The organism is Thalassospira sp. (assembly GCF_002709775.1).
Lineage (GTDB): Bacteria > Pseudomonadota > Alphaproteobacteria > Rhodospirillales > Thalassospiraceae > Thalassospira.
Window position 1 is genome coordinate 35455 of record NZ_PAQR01000058.1, and the last position, 19184, is coordinate 54638.

Below are 19184 nucleotides of genomic sequence, written 5' to 3' on the forward strand. Positions count from 1 at the left end.
GCCCTCAATGATCTTTCTTTAATTTTGGACTGTTTGCAAACACTTCCAAACAGGCGGTGCTTTTAATCAGAAACACAATAGAAGCTGCAGACATAAAAAAAGAGCCACGACCGGACGCAAAGTCCAATCGTGGCCCAATCCTTGACCAGTCATTCGCAGGGAGACTTCGACGGTTCGAATGTGTGGCTTTGAACCGCTTGTAACTGGTGCAAGGTAAACGGTTTAACCGGCCTTCTTGCCAAACGGATCTTCGACAATCGGCCACAAGTCACGGGTCAAATAGCGATATCCGTTGGTTTTCGGATCGGACGGGTACGGCCCGTGCACATCGACATAAATGATCTCGCCCGCGATTTTGGCGAAGGCGTCATAAAAGTGGTTTGTTGATTTGATAAACAGATACTTCTTTGATTTCGGATCGATGCCCATGTTCGAAAACAGGCTGGGATCAAAGCTTTGCGAACGGTTGGTGTTGAGGATGACTTCGCCACCACCGGGCAATTCAATGACGGCACAATCGCCAAGCGGCACGATGCTTTCACCGAAATACTGCCAGGCATTGCGTTCAAGCTTTTTGACCCGAACTTCGGCATCAATCGGGCTTCCGGCGCGTGATCCGGTCTTGCCACCAAAACGAAGCGGCAATGTCGCCCCCTCACCCGCGGAAAAGCACGTACGAACCGCCATTGGATCCCAAAGGGTGCCAACCGCAAAATCGGCCAAGCCACGTTCGATCACGGTGCGCAGCAATATGGTGCTGTCGCCCGGCACACCGCCGCCCGGATTGTCCCAGACATCGGTCAGAACAATCGGTTTGGCGTCCGATGCCAAGGCCTGATCAAGGGCCTCGTCCGGTGTTACGAATGTCGGGCGGGTGGCCCCACGGAAGCCAAACAACTCAACCCCCAGGTTTCGTGCTATCTGTTCGGCTTCCGCAGGGTTATCGTTGGTGGTGACAATCACCTTGGCCCCGAGATCGGGCACGTCACCAGCCATAAATCCGTGAATGAAGGATACCGACAGGATATCACCGGTTCCTTCCATATCCTTGGCACGATCAATGAAAGAACGCATCGGTTCGCGCGATGTCGGCAGCACCTCGATCATATGGCAGTCAAAGACTGCCTTGGTCGGCTTGATCTCGCCGCGCAAAGTGCGCAGCACAAGATCAACAACTGCCCGTCCGGTTTCAACAAAATCGGTATGCGGAAATTCCTTGAACGCGACGATGATGTCGGCACTGTCGACGCGAAGAGCCGTCAGATGGCTGTGCGGATCAAAACTTGTGCCGATCACGACATCCGGGCCAACCAGTTCACGAATGCGCGCAAGAAGATCGCCTTCGCAATCAAGATAATCCTGGGCGACCATCGCGCCATGCAGACCCAGGATCACACCATCCACCGGCATGGCCGCGCGCAACTGCCCCAGAACTTCATCACGCAGCTGTTCATAAGTCGCGCGGTTGACGAGCCCACCCGGCTCGGCCCAGGTGGCGGTACCTTCGATCAGATCCCAGCCTTCCTTGGCGGCGCGCAGGCGGCCTTCGGTAAAGACGGCACTGCAAAGCGTCGGGGTGACGGGATGCTGACCCGGCGGTGCGTAAAAGCTTTCCTGAAAATCGGAAAAATCAGTGCGCAAAGGTGAAAAAGTATTGGTCTCGGTTGCAATCGAGGCGCAAAAAATCCGCATGGCCCGTGCCTTTGTTATTGGTCTTTTGATATCAGCTAATGAATTCCGAAGGGGCGAGATCCCCGCCCCTTCGGCAGTTGGAATGGCTTATTCCATGTAGCGGTTGGCGTTGGCCTTCTCGACTTCTTCTTTAAACAGGTTCAGAAGTTTCACGCCTTCATCGCCAAGGCTTTCCTGAACGTGCTGGACCACGACCGGCTGGGTTGCCTCTTTGAACTTTTCACGGTCTTCAGCCGACAGGGCGGTGATTTCCATTTTGTCCTTAAGACCGGCCAGACCACGATCAGAAGCCTCGATCACGCGCGACACACCGCGGCTGGCAACCACACAAGACTGGGCAGCATAGCGGATGATTTTCTGCTGTTCGGCGGTCAGGTCATCCCAGAATGCCTTCGAAAGCATCATGGTATATGGCGAGAACAGGTGGTTGGTAAGCGTCAGATACCCCTGCACTTCGTTGAACTTGGCAAAAGTCACGGTCGGAACCGGGTTCATCTGGCCATCGATTACGCCGGTCTGAAGGCCAGCATAAACTTCGCCCCATGCCATCGGATATGCTTCGGCGCCAAGGGCCTGCATGATTTTCTGATGCGACGGCAGCGACATGGTACGAATGCGGATGCCTTCGAAATCTTCAAGGGTTGCAATCGAATGCTGCGAGTTGGTCACAGCAAAGAACCCGCCGGTATCAGGGAAGCCAAGCACCTTCACATCGCCAAGCTCGCTTTCGATGTCGCTTGCAAGGGTCTCGCCAAACGGACCGTCAAACACATCATAGGTCGACGCGTTGCTATCGAATGCAAAAGCAAGGTTCAGAACGTCAATGCGCGGATAATAAGATGCCAACGCACCGGTCGAGGTCAGCGTGCCCTGGATCAAACCATCGCGCACCATCTGAACATGTTCGGCCGCCGAACCAAGCTGGTTGGACGGATAGACTTCAACTTCGATTTCACCATTGGTGTCGGCTTCGACAATGTTGGCGAACACCGCAGTGCACGCATGTGCCGGGTTTTCAAACGGGTCGGTCTTGTTGTCGTGCGCGAATTTGAGAACCTTGGTCTCGGCAAACGCCATGGACGTGCTGCCCATCAGCATCGCGGTTGCAAGGGCGGCTGCGCCCAAACGCTTTACGGTTTTCATTGATACCTCTCCTTGATGTAACGACTTTATGGTGTCCGGCATTGTTGTGATGTGTGCCCCGGCCCGGACTGACCGGGGCTGTCTTTCATCCCGCCGGCCTAGCGGAAGCCAAGCAATCGCGGGATCACGAGTGCAAGGTCCGACCAGAAGGCAAACAGGAACAGCACGCCCAGTTCGGCCAGAAGAAACGGCCAAAGTTGTGCGGCAATCTTTTCAAGTTTTTCACCGGTGACTGATGACAGAACAAACAGACAGGCCCCGACAGGCGGCGTCATCAGCGAGATGTTGAGCGCAAGAATAAAGATGATCCCGGCATGGATCGGGTCCATCCCGATCTGGATGGTCAGCGGCACCAGAACCGGGGCCAGAATGATCAGGATGGCGTTGATATCCATCACCATACCGATCATCAGAAGCAGCCCAACAATCATGAAGATCACGATATAGGGGTTTTCCGAAACGCCCAGCACCATGGTCGCGACTTCTTGCGGGATGCGATTGAAGCTCAGCCACCAACCAAGGATCGAGGCAAAGGCAATGATGACAAAGATCACCCCGGTCACACGTGCTGTACGCACCAGCATCCTGAAGAAATCAGCAAAGCTCAGCGCACGATAGACAAACACGCCAATAAACAGGGCATAGGCAACCGCGACCGATGCGGCTTCTGTCGGGGTAACAATACCGCCAAGAATCCCGCCCAGAATGATCAATGGCATGATCAGTGCTGTGATCGATGATTTGAAAATCTTCCAGACTTCCAGAAGCGATGCGCGGCGTTCGTTTTTCGGCAGGTTCTTGGAACGTGCGGTCACGGCAATAACCGTCATGCAGATCAGACAAATCATGAGACCGGGCAAAATACCCGCGGCAAACAGCCCGCCGATCGAAACGCCCATCAGCGATCCATAGACAACCATCAAACCGGATGGCGGGATGGTCGGGCCGATGATCGACCCCGCCGCTGTCACGGCACAGGCATAATCACGACGATAACCACGTTCGACCATGGCCGGCACAAGCGTCTTGCCAAATGCGGCGGCATCTGCGGTCGCCGCACCAGTCAGACCGGCAAAGAAGACGGACGCCAGCATATTGGTGTGCGCCAACCCGCCGCGCATATGCCCGACAAGGGCTTGCGCGAATTTCACCAACCGGCTGGTAATGCCGATATGGTTCATGATTTCGCCCGCCAGAATAAAGAACGGCATGGCAAGGAAGGGAAACACATTCAGCCCGTTAAAGACCTTGCTTGGGCCCTGGGACAGGAACATCCCTCCGCCCATGTCAAACAGGCCGACAACACCGGCAACACCAAGGGCAAAGCCGATCGGCATGCCCAGCACCATCAGGACGACAAAGATAATGGCGACGATCATTCTGCGCCCTCCGCAAGATCAACCGGAACGAAACGGCCCTGATCACGCAAGGCAACAAGAAGAAGCTGAATAGCGGCAAGCAATGCCGATACCGGGACTGCCGCATAAGGCAGCGCAAGCGACATACCAAAGATCATCGCCTGACGGCGCATACCGCCTTCGGCAAAATCAAATCCGTAAATTGCAAGATACAGGAAGGCCGCAAGTGCGATCAGATCGACAAGAAACAGGACGGTGCGCTGGATCGGCATCGGCAGGGACAGAACAAACATGCCAATACCGATATGTTCGCGCCGCGCGATCCCGGCCGAAATCGCCAGAAGGGCAGCCCAGATCATCAGGTAACGCGCCAGTTCTTCTGGCCAGGGTAACTGCCAATGAAAGATGTATCGATCAACAACGCCCAGCCAGACATCAAGGACCAGAACAAGCATCAACACGGCAATGATGCGTTCCACGCCCCAGTTCAGGGACCGGCTCAGGGTTGCTGCAATGGTTTCAACACGGCGTAATGCCATCTTCGCCAAACTCTCCGCTGATGAATCTTTTATGTAATTTTTCTACATACTGATGCTCATTTTGTAGTTTGTCTACATGATTTACCTCCTTAGTTTCATTTTTCGCATGCATTTGCGTTATTATCGATGCTATAAGTAGCTTAACTACATTTTGCACTATCGAAATCAACACCGAAATCGGCCACCTTCAACCAGAGAGATTTTTCAATTTATTCAAGGCCAAAGCCGCCATTCCCGATCAACTCCAATTGGCGCTCAATAGCGTAAACACCGACCGTCGCCGCCAATAACTACATGGTCAATTTCGGTCGGGTTAATATCGAAGGACGTGATCGTCATTTGTTGCGTGCACAGGACGATTTCAATCGAATGCAATCGTTGGGCTTGAAACAGAAGTGATCGCCTGCAATCGGAAATAAGGCTATTTATCAATCGGGTGTCGTTCCTGCATCCGCAACCAGAGAGACGAAACGGATGGATTCCATGCAACAAACTGCCGACATCATCAGCCTTTTACGGAATCAGTCCGGCAAGTTCCCGAACCGCGAACAGCTCGTTGCCGACTATGTCAGTTCGCATCTGGAAGATGTCACGACCATTGCCCTGTCTGATCTTGCAAAGAACGTCGGGGTCAGTGAACCGACGGTCATCCGTTTTTGCCGGACACTCGGCTGCGACGGGTTTCGCGATTTTAAAATTCGTCTGGCGCAAAACCTTGCCGTCAGTATTCAGTATCTGACATCCGAAGATATTTCGGATGACACCACGGCCGCAGACGTTCTTTCAAGCCATGTTCTGGGCGTTATCATTGATAACTTGCGCCTGTTAAGGGATCAGATTGCGTCTGCCGAAATCGATCAGGCGGCAGACATCCTGGTCAAAGCACGACAGGTTGCATTTTTGGGTGTCGGGGGTGGTTCGACCACGGTGGCATTTGATGCCGCAAACCGTTTCTTCAGGCTGGGCATCCCGGCGCAATCACAAAGTGACGGCTATTTGCAGCGCATGCTGGCCTCAACGCTTGGCGCTGATGACGTTGTCTTTGCCATTTCCACCAGTGGCCGCCCAACGGAACTCATCCATTCTGCGGCAATCGCCCGCCAATATGGTGCAACAGTCATTTCCCTGACCAATCCGGACAGCCCGCTTGCAGCCGAAAGCGATCTTGTTGTCTCGATCAATATGCCTGAGAACCCGGATATCTATAAACCGACCGCGACACGCCATGCCTTTCTGGCAACGATTGACGTGATTGCAACTGCGGTCGCACGACGCATGCCCGATCAGGCCAAGGAAAAGCTGAGACGCATTCGTTCGTCCCTGCTGACCCTTAATCCCCCGACCGGACGCCAGCCGATTGGCGACTAAGGGACTTCTGCATCTAGTAATCAAGCCTGTACTGAACGCCAGCCTTGCTGTCGATTTCGGTACTTTCGCTGGTCACGCTGATATTCGGCGTGACTTCGATTTCGACTTCAACACCGCTTGATCCCGGGGTGGAGCCGGCCTTGGTGCCGACATAGACACCTTCAGTCAGGTATTTACCAACCTTGACCTCCGGCCCGTTTTCACCGCCACCGACGCGCAGAACGTCCGCCCCGATGAAACGTCGGATACTGCCGACGACATCAAGACCACTCCCACCGCCTGACAGCTCATTGACGGCGCTGGCCAGTTGAACGGCCTCGACCGCAGACAGGCTGCCCTGCGATTTCCCAAACAGGACCTGCGACAGAATTTCGTCTTCCGGCAGTGACGGGTTGGACGTCAACACCAGTTCCGGATCACTTGACGGGCCTTGAAAACCGGCGGTCACGACGAGGTCTTCGGTGGTGTAAACCCCCTTGATATCAAGCATCGGATCGGGTGGCGATGCCCCTGCAAAGGTGATTTGGGAATCCCGAATAACAAAGGTCTTGCCGATCACATCCAATTGCCCACGGAGTGCAGACAACTGCCCAGTAATGCGCGGATCATCGGTCGTGCCGGCAATTTCAAGCCGCCCGCCCCATTCGGAATCAAGTCCCTTGCCACGGACAAACAGGCGGCCGGGAATATCGACCGTGACATCAAGATTGCCGCTAAAGCCGTTATCGGCTTCCTCAGCCTCTTGCTGGCTTTCGGTTTGTGACGCGTCAGGCAGGTTCTCGATCTCAATCGTTGGAACAGATTCCGGCAACGCCAAGGTCAGATCGACCTCGCCACGCTGAACGGTAACTGTACTTTGAATGTCGGCTTCGGATTGCGAACCGGTGACGCTGGTTTGGACATCGGCCCAGAATTGCAATTCATCCTTGCGTGACAGGGCGACATTGCGCAAATCCGCCTCGACGTCATAGCGCACTTCCCCACCATCAAGCAGATCAAGATCAACCGACGCATCAAGCGTGCCATTACCGCCATCGGTTGCCGTGATGGACGGAATGGAAAGGCCTGCCTGATCAAACGTGCCCTGCAGCGTTATCTGATCAAGGATCGTGCCGTATTCAAGGTTTTCATAGCGTCCATCAGATAGCGCCATATCACCGTTCCAGCGAATGTCATCCAGCGTACCATCGACATCAACCGCAAGCTTGATCTTGCCCGACATCTGGTGATCCGGCGCCGGGACATAAGGCCAGAATTCGGCAATCTGTCCATTTAGCCGTACGCGTCCTGCCACTGGTGCGCCAAGATCCGGGCTGAATTCCTGTTCAAGCACGGAAATCGCAAGCGGTACATTCCCCTCGGCTGACAGGGCCTCGATATCACCATTGCCAAGCGATGCCTGACCGGCAAGTTTTCCTTCGGCAAGCGCGATATCAAGAAGCATCTCAAACGGCTTAAGGTCGGCGACCGCCTTTGCCGTAATGCCGGAAATGCGCCCACGCACCTCGGCATTTGGCAAGGTCCCGCGCGTTTCGCGCAGGTTCGCATCAAGATTTGCCGTACCACTCAACCCGTCAAAGCCGGATATCCGCCCCCAAGGGCCAAGCTCAACATCATTGAGGTGCAGTTCGCCGGAAATCGATCTTTGCGCTGCTTCCTGATCAAGGGTTGCAACCAGATGCCCTGTCCCGACAGTAAGGTCGGCATCAAGTTGCTGCCGGCCATTTTGGCGCAGGGTGAATTCCAACGGTTTGCGCAGGCCAATTGTCTGATCACCGATCACGGCATCCAGACGGCTGGCGGTAACCACGATATCATTGCCAAGCGACAGATCCGCAACCAGATCAGTTTCAAGCGGCACATTGCCCTGATAGAGCCCGGTGCTGTTCATGGTAATGCCAAGCGCATCCAGCCCGCCGTCGACCTCAAGCGCCACCTTACTAATCGCAACCGTGCCCGCCGTGATATCGCGCCCTTCAAGATCGGCGGTGATTTCCGGGGTTTCAAACGCATTGCCAATTGTTGCGGTCAGTTCGACATCTTCGATCATTGTCGGATTGGCATCATCACCGCCAGCCATGCGCAAGCCCCGGGCCGATGCGTTTGCCGTGATGCTTTGACGGCCGTTTTCCGGGCGCAGCGCAATATCAGCGGCGAGAGTTCCGTTGATAAAGCTAGCCCCGAACTGATCGAGCCATTCGGCATCCAGATTGGAAAGCGCAAAATCACCACGCATCGGAATGCTGTAATCGGGCAAGGAAAGATCGCCATTTAGCGCGATATGTTCGCCCTTAAGCGAGATCGCCTCGACCCGCAAAGCATCGTCGGGCAGGACAATATTCGCGCTGACCTGATACGGGCGATTGCCAAAGGTGAACTTGCCGGTATTGCCGATCGACAGGACGGCCTGATCCGACCAGCTCATGCGACTGGCAAGGACGACATCGGAAAATGACTGGCCTGAAACGTCAACGCTTGGCACCCGCAACTCGATCATTCCCGCCGGTGCGGCAAGGTCCCCGTCAAGATTGGCCGTCAGCTTCGCCGGTGCCATTTCCATGCCGAGATCCGGCGGCACAACGTTTGGTGCAATATCAAGCGTGCTTTCAAGGGCGAGTTTCTCGAACGCCTCGGTGATGCGAAGGGTCAATGGGCCGTTAATCATCGCAGTTTCAAGCGCGCTGACATCAACAGTCAGATCAAGATCAGGTGCCAGCGTGACAGTGCCGGTAATTCTTGGATCCGTCCCGACAATGCGATCAAGATCGGCAATGCCAAAGCCTGACTGTGTGGCTGAAATCTCGACCCCGGTTTCAAGGCCGTTTGCTTCGGACCAGGTCAGATCGGGCAATGCCACCTGCCCCTGCCCACGCAGATCAAGCCCCGAAATAGGGGCAAAAATCGCGAGATCGCGGATATCGGCAACGAGGTCAGAGGTGGTAACAACCAAATCCTCGCTGATATCCGCCTGCCCGCGCAGCGTCATTTCCGGCACATTCAGCGCCAGATTGCGGATCGCGATATCGGCAAAGTCCGGTGACATCTGCACATCAAGCGACAGATCCTGATTGGCGCCCAAGAACGCGCCGAGGCCGGCATCATCCCAATCCGTACCAGACGTCGAAAGCGCAAGCACTGCGTCAAGCGGATCATCAGGATCATCGGGTGCTGCCATATCAGCCTGCAAGGCGACATCGGCAATGCGTGAAACCGGCGTTTTCACATCCCGGCCATTCACGCGCACTGACACGGCTGGCATCGCAAGATCGCCATTGGCCTGAAGCGATAGCCCAAGTTCTTCCCACGACACGGCATCATCCAGAAGTGCAGACATTTCGGGATCAACATCGGCAGCCAAATCGGCCGTGATCAGGCTTTCATCAAGATCAAGTTCGGTTGAGCCAGATAGTGACAGCACATCTGCCATCGCAATCGATAGGCGATCAAATGCAAGGGTCTGGGCCGATTGATCAAACGCCCCGCCAATGCCAAGGGTGATGTCCTTGCGCAAGGACGCAGGCAGCTGTTCACGCACGCGTTCCTGTGGCGCAACCGCACCATCAAGACCAAATGCCAGAACATCCGATGACAGTTGCACGGCGATATCGCTTTGAAGTGCGGCATAGCCCGCAGCCGAGAGGTCAAGCGTGCCTTTCCAGTCATCGGCCGGGCCATCACCGCGCAGGGCAATATTGATATCGGTTGCCGTTGCCGGATCAACACCGGCCAGTGTCATGACAAGCCCGTCATGACCCAACGCGCCATCTACCTCGGCTGCCAGTTGTTGCCTTGGTCCATCAAAGGAAAGATCAAGCTTAACCTTATCGGTGCCACCGTCGCGCGGCTGCAAATCAAGGAAGGCCGTCGCAGACAGGTTCGTTCCGACCTTTGCCCGACCGCTTAGGCTGTAAAGGAAACTCTTGCCAGTCAGTTGGTCAACAATGGCAATTTCGCCGAGTTCAAGCGCATCGAGCGACACAGCAAGCGGCATCGCAAAACCACCGCCTTCGGTCTCTTCTTCCGGGGCGGGTTCGGAACCCGTGCCATCTGGCAATATGATATTGGCCGTCGCCAAACTGACGCGATCAATTTGCAAGCGCCCGGTCAGAAGTGCCGACGGCGACCAGTCAAAGGCGATATCACTGAGATCAAGATGAAGACCGTCTGTGTCCCGATCCATGGTGAGCTGATCAAGGCTCAACCCGGTCCAGAGACTGCCTTCAATCCGACCGAGCGCGAATTCGCTGTCGGTTGCCACAGACACGGTTTCATTGATCATGGGCGTCGCCATGCGCAAAACCGGTCCTGTGCCAGCCACCGCAATCACGCCAGCCAGTCCAAGCACGGTTCCACCAACACCATAGGCGGTATAACGCAGCCATTTCCGGTTTTGACGGCGCGGCGTGGCAGGTTTGGGGTCAATCGGTGGTGAAGTATCAGACCCGGTCAAAATGCCTGCCCCAGACTGATATAGAACTGATAGTCGTCATCAACATTGTCACGTTTATCAAGCGGCACGGCGACATCAAATCGCAACGGTCCGACCGCCGTGTAATAGCGGAAGCCAAGACCAGCCGCCCACAAAAGATCAATGTCTTCCGGCTCGGATCGGGCGTAGACGTTGCCGCCTTCGATGAACGGCACGACACCAAAACTTTCAGTGACGCGGGCGCGGAATTCGGCACCGAGCTCAAGCACCGCACGCCCACCCAACGGATCATGTTCGTCATCAAGCGGCCCGACCTTTTGGTATTCATAGCCACGGATCGATCCGCCACCGCCGGAATAGAACCGCTTGTTCGATGGCAAGCTGCCACGTTCCTCGCCAATGATGGTCCCGGTGCGTGCACGGGCCGCGAAAACGTAGTCGCCATCATCATCGACCGACAGATATTGCGACCCGGCGAGTGACACCGTGGTGAAATTGGTGTCCTTGTCCGTCAGGCCCATATAGGGCGAGACATTGACTTCAAACCGGTTGCCTCGGGTCGGGTCAAGCGGGTTGTCGGTATTGTCATGACGCAGGATCCCGCGCAGACCGGCAAGGTAGAATTCCTCGTTCGGGGAGTCTGATCCGGTCAGGTCGGAATATTCAGCGGTCACACCAAACGTTCCCGTCCAGTTTTCCCAAAGCGGCCGTTCGATACCGGCAAAGCTGTCGAGGGTTGAGCCGCTATAGGCGTCGGTATCGTTATTCTTGGCATTGGCCTCGGCAACGAATGACTGACGGCGTTCAAGGAATTGCGGTTTTTTGAATTCGGCCGACAGGCCCTGCTCAAGGCTTGATACATCAATGCCGAGCCGCAGGCGTTCCCCTGCCCCAAACAGGTTGCGGTGTTCCCAGAACGCATTGGCGCCGGGGCCTTCGGCGGTTGAGAAATCGACCCCGCCACCGATGGAGCGCATCTTGCGTTCAACAACATCAATCTCGACCGGGACTTCGCCGTTTTCCTTGACGGGCCCTGCGACCTTGACGATCACACTGTCAAACAGGTTGGTTTGTGCAAGATCACGACGCGTGGTGCGCACCTGATCGGGGTGATATTGCTCGCCCGGTTCCCAGCTGTGATAACCCGCGATGAAGTCGGCATCGACATCCTGCGCACCGTTCACCGTGATATCGCCAAACTTGGCCAATGGTCCGGTATTTAAGGCGTAATTGATGGTGATCGTCTTTTGCGCAGTATCGGCCATGACGGTGCGTTTTCCAGCTTCGACCAGCGGATATCCCTGTTCGCGCAAAATGTCGACGGCGTATTGCTCGCCCAGAATGATCGGCTCAGCGGTGGCGCGCTGCCCGATTTCAAGATTGGTCTTTTTAAGCTCTTCGTCTGTCGCGTGACGTTCCACCACCCGGTCGGGGCGCGTGATCACAAGATTGACCGCAGCGATCAGATAAGGCGTACCGACATCAATGTTATAGGTCAGCACCAACGGGGTGGGCTGATCTGATTGTGGCTGATCGGTTGTTGGCTCCAGCACATCATTACCGGACTGACCATCAACCGGATCGGACCCCGGCTCGGAGTTGGCATCGGGCGCGGGGCTTTCGGTTGCCTTTTCCTTGATATCAAAGGTGATCTGACCGTCATAAAAGCCGTTTGACCGAAGGACCGCCTGAAAACGTTCGACATCATCCTCTGCCCGGCGCTGCAGGCCTGCGCGCGATGCGGTCGGGCGCGATTGCAGTCTGCGTGCGGTACTCACCGCTTCCAGGGCAGCAATCAGGTTTTCTTCCTGTGGATCAATGCCGGTGATTTCGACTTCATAGGGGATGGTTGATTGCAGATCATCTTGCACAATCTGGTTGTCAGACCCGCTTCCGAACCCGAGCACACCGTTCAAGCCTTCGTCTGAAGCGCATGCCGACAGCATCGTTCCCGCCAACAAAAGCGGAACGACTGCAATCCGGCGCCCGGCGAACGGGACTTTTTGTTGGATGCGCTTATTCAAACCATCGTGCCCTTGAACGGTTCACTTCCCCAGGATGATACGTGTGAACCTGATTTTTTGATCGTCTTTTCCATATAGGTTCAAACGATCAGGATCATTAAATGTTTCACAGCAGTCTTTTGAAAACACCATATTTTCATTCGTCGCGCTGGTCGAGTGTGACCTGTGCCATCATCCATGAAAAAATGGCATGGCTATGAACGATAAATGCGCTTGTGACATTTTATCTTTGAGCGTACCGGGAGTTGAGCGCAACATGTTTGCCACACCCCATCGCACGAGAGCCGCACAGTGACTTCGAGCCAGACCAATACTGTCATTATCCGTGCCGCCGTTCGCGCCGACCTTGATGGGCTTTGCGCCCTTGAGACTGGCAATTTCGAAAGTGACCTGATCTCGCGCGCATCTTTCTCGCGCTTCCTGCGTCAGGCCAGTGCGCGCCTCCTTGTTGCGGATGCCGGCGATGCCGATCATCCCGAGATTGTCGGCTATGGCTTGCTGTTGCTGCGCACCAATACGGTGACGGCGCGGATTTACTCGCTGGCAATAGCAAAAGACTGGCGCGGCAAGGGCTTGGGCACACAACTTCTGGCCGGGCTTGAAAACCTTGCGATGGATGCGGGATGCACGCGCATGCGCCTTGAAGTGCGCATTTCCAACGAAACCGCGCGCAATCTTTATGAACGTCATGGCTATGTCCAGATTGCCGAACTTCCGGGCTATTACGAAGATGGTGGTGATGGCATCAGGCTTGAACATGCGCTTTATGACGGCGAAGGCACTGTCACCCCGGCTGTTGCCACCGGTGCGCCACTGATTCTGGTTGATCGTCTGTCGGATCAACGCTTTGCCGTGTCGGGTGCACGTGTGATGCGGGTCCGCGATTATCTTGCCCTTGATCACGGGGTGCGCAACCGGCGTGTCATCAACCTTTGCCAGTCCTATGAATATCTGTCGCGCGGGTATTATTGCAGCTTGCTGGCCGCAGCCCGGGCAGAACGTGTCATTCCCGAGGCCGATGTTCTTTTGGACCTGAACTGGAAACGCTTGCAGAAAACCGCACGTTCCGAGCTCAGCCCGCAAATCATTGAGGCACTGGAAAAATCGGGCCAGACACCGGAACAGGCCCCGGATCATATCGATGTCTATTTCGGGCGCACGGCAAACAAGAAATTCCGGCAGATCGGCGAACGCGCCTTTGATCAGTTCCGCTGCCCGATCCTGCGCCTGCATCTTAATCGGCAAGACCGCAAGATCCTGCGCGAAATCGAAGCCCCATCGCTCAATCAGCTTGATGACAGCAACCTTGCCGAGTTCGAAGCCGCCTTGCGTGCCTATCTACGCGGGCGTGTGCGCAAACAGGGCAACGTCACCCCGCCGACCGCCCTTGTCGCGATCCTGCATGACCCGGATGAAGTCCTGCCCCCGTCAGACAAGGAGGCGCTGGCCAATTTCGTGCAGGCCGCATCCGACCTTGGGGCGAAGGCCGAGTTGATTACGGCAAAGGATTTTCATCATCTTTCGGAATTTGATGCCCTTTTGATCCGAGAAACCACGGCCCTTGATCACCATACCTATCGCTTTGCCAAGCGTGCGGTGAAGGAAGGCATGCCGGTGATTGATGATCCGGACTCGATGCTGCGTTGTACCAACAAAGTCTACTTGGCCGAGTTGCTGCGCACCCACCGTATCCCGGCCCCAAAAAGTGCGATCTTTGACAAACGCCGCATTGCCGAGATCGGCCAGCAGTTCAGCTTCCCATCGGTTCTGAAGGTGCCGGATGGTTGTTTCTCGCGCGGGGTGCGCAAGGTGAAATCACCAGAGCACCTTAATGAAGTTGCGACCGAGATGTTCAAAAACTCCGAACTTCTCGTCATTCAGGAATATGTCGAAACCACCTTTGACTGGCGTATTGGTGTTCTGGGTGGTGAGGCTATTTTTGCCAGCCGCTATTTCATGGCGCCGGGCCACTGGCAGATCGTCAAACATGAAGATGACGGCAAAAGCTTTGAGGAAGGCGGATTTGAAACCTTGCCCGTCGAACAGGCCCCGGCCGACATCGTCGCTACGGCCCTTGCGTCTGCCCGCCTGATGGGTGATGGCCTTTATGGTGTGGACGTCAAGGAAACACCGCACGGCCCGATGGTGATCGAGGTGAATGACAACCCGAATATCGATGCCGGTGTCGAAGACGTAGTGCTGGGCATGGATCTGTATCGCCGGATCATTGCCCATCTTCTGGGCAAGATCGCGCGGCCATAAGCGGATTGCAGTGGATTGCAGACACATAAAATGGCCGGGTTTTACCCGGCCTTTTTGTCAATGAAGACAGCGGCTTGCAGCTTGTCGCGACCATAGCGCGCCATCAGATCGAATTCCTGGCGCAGGATGGGGACGGACAGGCAATCGCTTCCGGTAAAGGGCTCATGGTCCTCGCCAATGTCGGGATCGCTGATATAGACGAACCGGTCATCAAAGCCCGACACCACCACCCAATGCGGGATCTTGTCACCGTAAATGCGGTACTGGCTGATCAGAACCAGTGCCATCTTGCCTTGTTTGGTGCGCTCTTCGATCTCGGCCACACCAAACGGGCCGGTCGTCACCGGAATACCAGCGTCAGCTGCCTGACGGGCAAAGTCGTAATGCACCAGTTCGACCACTTCACGGTTTTTCGGCTTTCGAACGGTATCGACAAATAAGGGCCCATCGCGGCTACTGAGGACCTCGGCGTCAAAGCCGCGTTTGTGTGCCGCAAGCGCCAACCCAAGCGGGCCACAGCCACCATGCCCGGATGTCATAAATATCGTGGTCGCTTCACGCCACAGCGCGATTTCAAGATTGCGATCAAGTTCGATGTCCTGATCCAGCGCATTCATCGCCATCATCAGGGCCGCCGGACCACAGGTGAATGGCAAGGTCTGGTGATAGAAATGGATCGGCGATGGCAGACGCATGGCGTTTGGCACCAGCACCTTTTCCATGCGAAGGGCGTTGCTATGATCGGGATAGTAATCGGGATAAAGGGCGAACTCGCGGTAGCCGTTTGCAGCAAACAAGCCGATCGCATGCGGGTTTTTCTGACTGACTTCAAGACGCAGGATCGGCGCACCGAAATCAAGGCTGAGTTCCTCGGCCTGAGCGATCAGGGCGCGACCAATCCCCTGCCCGCGTTGATCGAGTGACACCGCCATGGAATAAAGCCGCGCAAGCGCGACATTGCGGCGAAAGATCACCAGCGCATAGCCGACAACGGTCCCTTCACCGGTTTCGGCCACAGTCAAACGTGCGGTTTCACTGCCGATAAAGCGTTTGAAGGCACGCCGGTTCAGTCGGTCAACGTCAAAGGACCGGTTTTCAATTTCGCACAGCGCATCAAGATCATCGCTCTTGGCCGGTCGAAATCGGATGTCTGGGAGTTGGTCTGCGTTTGACGTCATACCGGTATCACTTGATAAAACCATGCCAAAGACAGCATGCGCGGACATATCGTCATGAAACGCACCAAAGGTATAGTGCAATTTATGCGATGCTCACTGCGTTTTTTGCACAGCAACGCACCGCATAACCTGCACATTCAAACGGCTTAGCCGCGTGCTGCAATCCGTGGGGCGAGCGGGGCCATATCATAGCCGGCATCAGCCGCAGCCTTGATGATGTCACCTGCCGGCATTTGCCCGGCATTGGCCAGCGACCAAAGAATGGTGCAACGCGTGCCACTGCGGCAATAGGCGAAGACGGGCTTCTCGGCGGCTGCCAGATTGGCGCCAAAGGCGTCTGCATCCGCATCGGAAACATTGCCACTCGCAACCGGCTGGAAAATCGCCTTCATACCGGCGGCTTCGGCCTTGGCAGCAATTTCAGAAAAAGAAGGCTGTCCCGGATCTTCGCCGTCCGGACGATTGCAGATGATGGTTTTGAACCCGGCCGCAGCGATTTGGTCAATCGCCTCAAGCGGCATTTGCGGGGATACAGTCAGTTCATCACTCAGGCGTTTCATTTTTATATTCCGTTCGTCGTTGCTGGTCGCCGCGCCCGATTGGTCAGGCATCAACAGCACATATACGCAGCATACCGTACAAAGGTACGGATGCCAGCATAACGTTCACACAACAACAGATCGAACGGAATATTCCGGTCTCAAACGCCGTTTATCGCGCTATTTCGAAAGCGGGCAGGTCCGCAGACCAAACAGCATGTAAAGCGGGCAGAAGCGCAAAGCCGCCGTCACCAGCATGACAACGCCAGCAGCAATCATCACCCAACCATATACGCCATAGGCCATGCCACCATCTTCGGGGCCTGCTGAAACAAACGGCAGAGCCAGCAAAACAACACCGGCAATTGCACGTACGAGGCGGTCCAGAGTTCCAACATTTGCCATATATTCCTCCTTGGGAAAGGTTATTGCTTGTCCTCATTACATAACATTATGAACTATTGTTCTTCATTGATAAGAATCAATGCGCCTAACCGTTGGTGCGTAAATTATCCAAACGAATAGAAGAAGCCTTGCCTTTGCGATTTGACCGTGCAAAAAGCGATCAAAATCAAAAACATCAGGGAAATCGTTCGTGTCTTTTCACGTCTTCACCAGCTTGCGTTCAACCGCGAGATACAATGATTTGTCCAAGCAGATCACGGGGCAATTCACGCGATAAAAGATCGTTGCGTTTCAACCTGTTAAAGCACAGGATGGCATATCGTGATCACCATCCGACCTTTTCAAGATAGCGACGCCCCTGCCCTGATTGCGGTTTTCCATCGCGCAGTTCACGAACTGGCAACGCGTGCCTATGGCCCGGAACAGATTGCCGTCTGGTCCGAACTCTGCCCGACGCCAGAACAACTGTGCGAAATCATGAATGATGGCCGCGTCACTTTTGTTGCGACCAACGAAAATGACGAACCGGTCGGCTTTACCGATGTTGAAGCCGATGGCCATATCCGGTTTCTGTATGCCAGCCCGGACATTGCGGGCACCGGCCAGGTTCAGACACTTTATGACGCGCTCGAAACCAAGGCCATGGAACTTGGCATCGGCAAGCTTTACTGCGAGGCCAGCGAGCTGGCGAAGTCGTTTATGCTGAAACAGGGTTTTTCCGTCGTCGAACGGCGTGACTTCGAACTGCGCGGTGTACCGATCCATAACTATGCCGTTGAAAAACGTTTGCGGCCCCGGACCTGACGCCCATCCTTACCCCAACGCGCAACACCGTAATAAAAAAGGCTGCCCGTCGGCAGCCTTTTCTTTGCTTAATCGCGCAATCCACGCCGTGCGGAACTCAGCACCCGATCAATAAACAGATCGGCCTGACCGATATAGTTCACCGGATCGCGAACCTGATCCCAATCGACCGGCGCGTCAGTCAGTTTCGGCAGTTCGTCAAACAGATTGCTCTGATTGGCCGCCGAATTGGCAACGGCTTCCTTGACCAGCTTGTCCGCCGCATCCCGACCAATGTGATCAGCAAGGGAAAATGTTGCGGCCTCTGCCAGCATGGCACCACGCGATAGCTCAAGGTTTTCGGCCATCCGTTCCGTATTGATTTTAAGGTCCGGCGCCATCTCAACCGCTTGTGCCAAGGCCGTACCAGTCGCCATCATGATTTGTGGCAGGGTCAACCATTCCAGAAGCCAGCTTGCCCCGCAGCGTTCATGATCATGCAGTTGCGACTGGGCAAAGGTGCCAAGCTGCCCGGCATTGAAACGCGCAAGAGTAACCAGCATTTCTGCCTGCACCGGGTTGGACTTGTGCGGCATGGTCGATGATCCACCGCCCTTGCCCGGCTGGACTTCGGCAATTTCGGACTGTGCCAGCAGGACCAGATCCTGCCCCATTTTACCAAGCGCACCGGTCAGGGATGTCAGTTGGCTGGCGAAATCGACAAGTCCATCGCGCTGGGCATGCCAGGGCATATCGGCCAGCGGAAGATCAAGTTCCTCGGCGAGATTGCTTTCGACTTCCGGGGCCTTGTCCCCGATGGAGGCCAGTGTTCCCGCCGCCCCGCCAAACGAAACGCGAAGCAAATCGGAAGCCAGGCTTTCGATCCGGCGATCAATGCGCACAAGTGGTGCCAGCCACCCGGCAGCCTTAAGACCAAATGTTGTCGGCACAGCCTGTTGCGAACGGGTGCGCCCGATCATCACCGTTTTGCGATGGGCATCGGCATGGGCCGAAAGCGCCTTGGCGAGCTTGCGAATACGGCGGCGAATGATCGCAATCGCATCGCGCAGCTGCAAAACAAGGGCGGTATCAACCACATCCTGACTGGTGGCACCGAAATGAACATATCGTGCATCTTCACCGCCAATTTCGGCCTTAAGCGCCTTTACAAGGGCTGGCACAGGCACACCAGCACTTGCAGTTCCGGCCGCAAGAGTGGCTGGGTCCGGGGTAAAATCGCGGCAGACTTCGGCGATGCGCGTGGCACTTTCCTTGGGGATCAGGCCTGCGCGTGCCTCGGCCGCGGCAAGGGCCGATTCAAAAAGCAGCATCGATGAAATCTGTGCCCGGTCTTCAAACAGGGCGGCAATTTCCGGATCGGAAAACAGATTTCCAAGCAAGGCCGAGTCAAAAGGCGAAACGCTCATCAGGGGTCATCCACCGTTCAAACAGGTGTAAATTCAA

Annotated in this window: 13 protein-coding genes; 3 read left to right on the top strand and 10 right to left on the bottom strand. The window is 55.4% G+C overall.

The window, feature by feature from the left end; all coding sequences use genetic code 11:
- Nucleotides 1-222 precede the first annotated feature (222 nt).
- The 4 genes from CMO10_RS17975 to CMO10_RS17990 form a co-directional block, all read right to left on the bottom strand.
- Complete coding sequence (locus CMO10_RS17975) at nt 223-1692, bottom strand: M81 family metallopeptidase (RefSeq protein ID WP_297024716.1); 1470 nt, start codon at nt 1690-1692, stop codon at nt 223-225.
- A gap of 87 nt (nt 1693-1779) precedes the next feature.
- Nucleotides 1780-2835, bottom strand: a complete 1056-nt coding sequence (locus tag CMO10_RS17980) for a TRAP transporter substrate-binding protein (RefSeq protein ID WP_297024717.1) — start codon at nt 2833-2835, stop codon at nt 1780-1782.
- A gap of 98 nt (nt 2836-2933) precedes the next feature.
- A complete protein-coding gene (locus tag CMO10_RS17985; protein WP_044826845.1) occupies nt 2934-4214 on the bottom strand; it encodes a TRAP transporter large permease in 1281 nt (426 codons plus the stop codon).
- Complete coding sequence (locus tag CMO10_RS17990) at nt 4211-4732, bottom strand: TRAP transporter small permease (protein ID WP_297024718.1); 522 nt, start codon at nt 4730-4732, stop codon at nt 4211-4213. The genes CMO10_RS17985 and CMO10_RS17990 overlap by 4 nt, the downstream gene beginning before the upstream one ends.
- A gap of 483 nt (nt 4733-5215) precedes the next feature.
- Between CMO10_RS17990 and CMO10_RS17995 the strand changes: the two genes are divergently transcribed.
- Nucleotides 5216-6100, top strand: coding sequence for a MurR/RpiR family transcriptional regulator (locus CMO10_RS17995; RefSeq protein WP_297024719.1), 885 nt, complete (start codon nt 5216-5218; stop codon nt 6098-6100).
- A 13-nt stretch (nt 6101-6113) separates the two neighbouring features.
- Here the strand turns inward: CMO10_RS17995 and CMO10_RS18000 are convergent, their stop codons facing one another.
- Together CMO10_RS18000 and CMO10_RS18005 are read right to left on the bottom strand one after the other, a co-directional pair.
- Nucleotides 6114-10550 (bottom strand): translocation/assembly module TamB domain-containing protein, encoded by a 4437-nt coding sequence (locus CMO10_RS18000; protein ID WP_297024720.1) that lies wholly within the window; start codon nt 10548-10550, stop codon nt 6114-6116.
- Nucleotides 10547-12553: an autotransporter assembly complex protein TamA gene (locus CMO10_RS18005; RefSeq protein ID WP_297024721.1), complete on the bottom strand. Its 2007-nt coding sequence runs from the start codon at nt 12551-12553 to the stop codon at nt 10547-10549. The genes CMO10_RS18000 and CMO10_RS18005 overlap by 4 nt, the downstream gene beginning before the upstream one ends.
- Nucleotides 12554-12844: 291 nt before the next feature.
- Here CMO10_RS18005 and CMO10_RS18010 point away from each other — a divergent pair, with 291 nt between their 5' ends.
- Complete coding sequence (locus CMO10_RS18010; RefSeq protein WP_297024722.1) at nt 12845-14815, top strand: GNAT family N-acetyltransferase; 1971 nt, start codon at nt 12845-12847, stop codon at nt 14813-14815.
- Nucleotides 14816-14856: 41 nt separating this feature from the next.
- Here CMO10_RS18010 and CMO10_RS18015 read toward each other — a convergent pair whose 3' ends face one another.
- From CMO10_RS18015 to CMO10_RS18025, 3 genes are all read right to left on the bottom strand, one after another.
- Nucleotides 14857-16074, bottom strand: coding sequence for a peptidase C39 family protein (locus CMO10_RS18015; protein ID WP_297024723.1), 1218 nt, complete (start codon nt 16072-16074; stop codon nt 14857-14859).
- A 65-nt stretch (nt 16075-16139) separates the two neighbouring features.
- Nucleotides 16140-16553: a protein tyrosine phosphatase family protein gene (locus tag CMO10_RS18020; protein WP_044826914.1), complete on the bottom strand. Its 414-nt coding sequence runs from the start codon at nt 16551-16553 to the stop codon at nt 16140-16142.
- A 159-nt stretch (nt 16554-16712) separates the two neighbouring features.
- Nucleotides 16713-16937, bottom strand: coding sequence for a YgaP family membrane protein (locus CMO10_RS18025; protein WP_044826848.1), 225 nt, complete (start codon nt 16935-16937; stop codon nt 16713-16715).
- A 321-nt stretch (nt 16938-17258) separates the two neighbouring features.
- On the opposite strand from CMO10_RS18025, the gene CMO10_RS18030 reads away from it, so the two are divergent.
- Nucleotides 17259-17741 (top strand): GNAT family N-acetyltransferase, encoded by a 483-nt coding sequence (locus CMO10_RS18030; RefSeq protein WP_297024724.1) that lies wholly within the window; start codon nt 17259-17261, stop codon nt 17739-17741.
- Nucleotides 17742-17809: 68 nt separating this feature from the next.
- Here the strand turns inward: CMO10_RS18030 and pcaB are convergent, their stop codons facing one another.
- Nucleotides 17810-19147, bottom strand: a complete 1338-nt coding sequence (pcaB, locus tag CMO10_RS18035; protein ID WP_297024725.1) for a 3-carboxy-cis,cis-muconate cycloisomerase — start codon at nt 19145-19147, stop codon at nt 17810-17812.
- Nucleotides 19148-19184: the final 37 nt, after the last annotated feature.

Excerpts from the sequence above, each read along its gene's own strand:
- CMO10_RS17975 (WP_297024716.1), bottom strand. The coding sequence starts at position 1,692 with ATGCGGATTTTTTGCGCCTCGATTGCAACCGAGACCAATACTTTTTCA.
- CMO10_RS17980 (WP_297024717.1), bottom strand. The coding sequence starts at position 2,835 with ATGAAAACCGTAAAGCGTTTGGGCGCAGCCGCCCTTGCAACCGCGATG.
- CMO10_RS17985 (WP_044826845.1), bottom strand. The coding sequence starts at position 4,214 with ATGATCGTCGCCATTATCTTTGTCGTCCTGATGGTGCTGGGCATGCCG.
- CMO10_RS17990 (WP_297024718.1), bottom strand. The coding sequence starts at position 4,732 with ATGGCATTACGCCGTGTTGAAACCATTGCAGCAACCCTGAGCCGGTCC.
- CMO10_RS17995 (WP_297024719.1), top strand. The coding sequence starts at position 5,216 with ATGCAACAAACTGCCGACATCATCAGCCTTTTACGGAATCAGTCCGGC.
- CMO10_RS18020 (WP_044826914.1), bottom strand. The coding sequence starts at position 16,553 with ATGAAACGCCTGAGTGATGAACTGACTGTATCCCCGCAAATGCCGCTT.
- CMO10_RS18025 (WP_044826848.1), bottom strand. The coding sequence starts at position 16,937 with ATGGCAAATGTTGGAACTCTGGACCGCCTCGTACGTGCAATTGCCGGT.
- pcaB (WP_297024725.1), bottom strand. The coding sequence starts at position 19,147 with ATGAGCGTTTCGCCTTTTGACTCGGCCTTGCTTGGAAATCTGTTTTCC.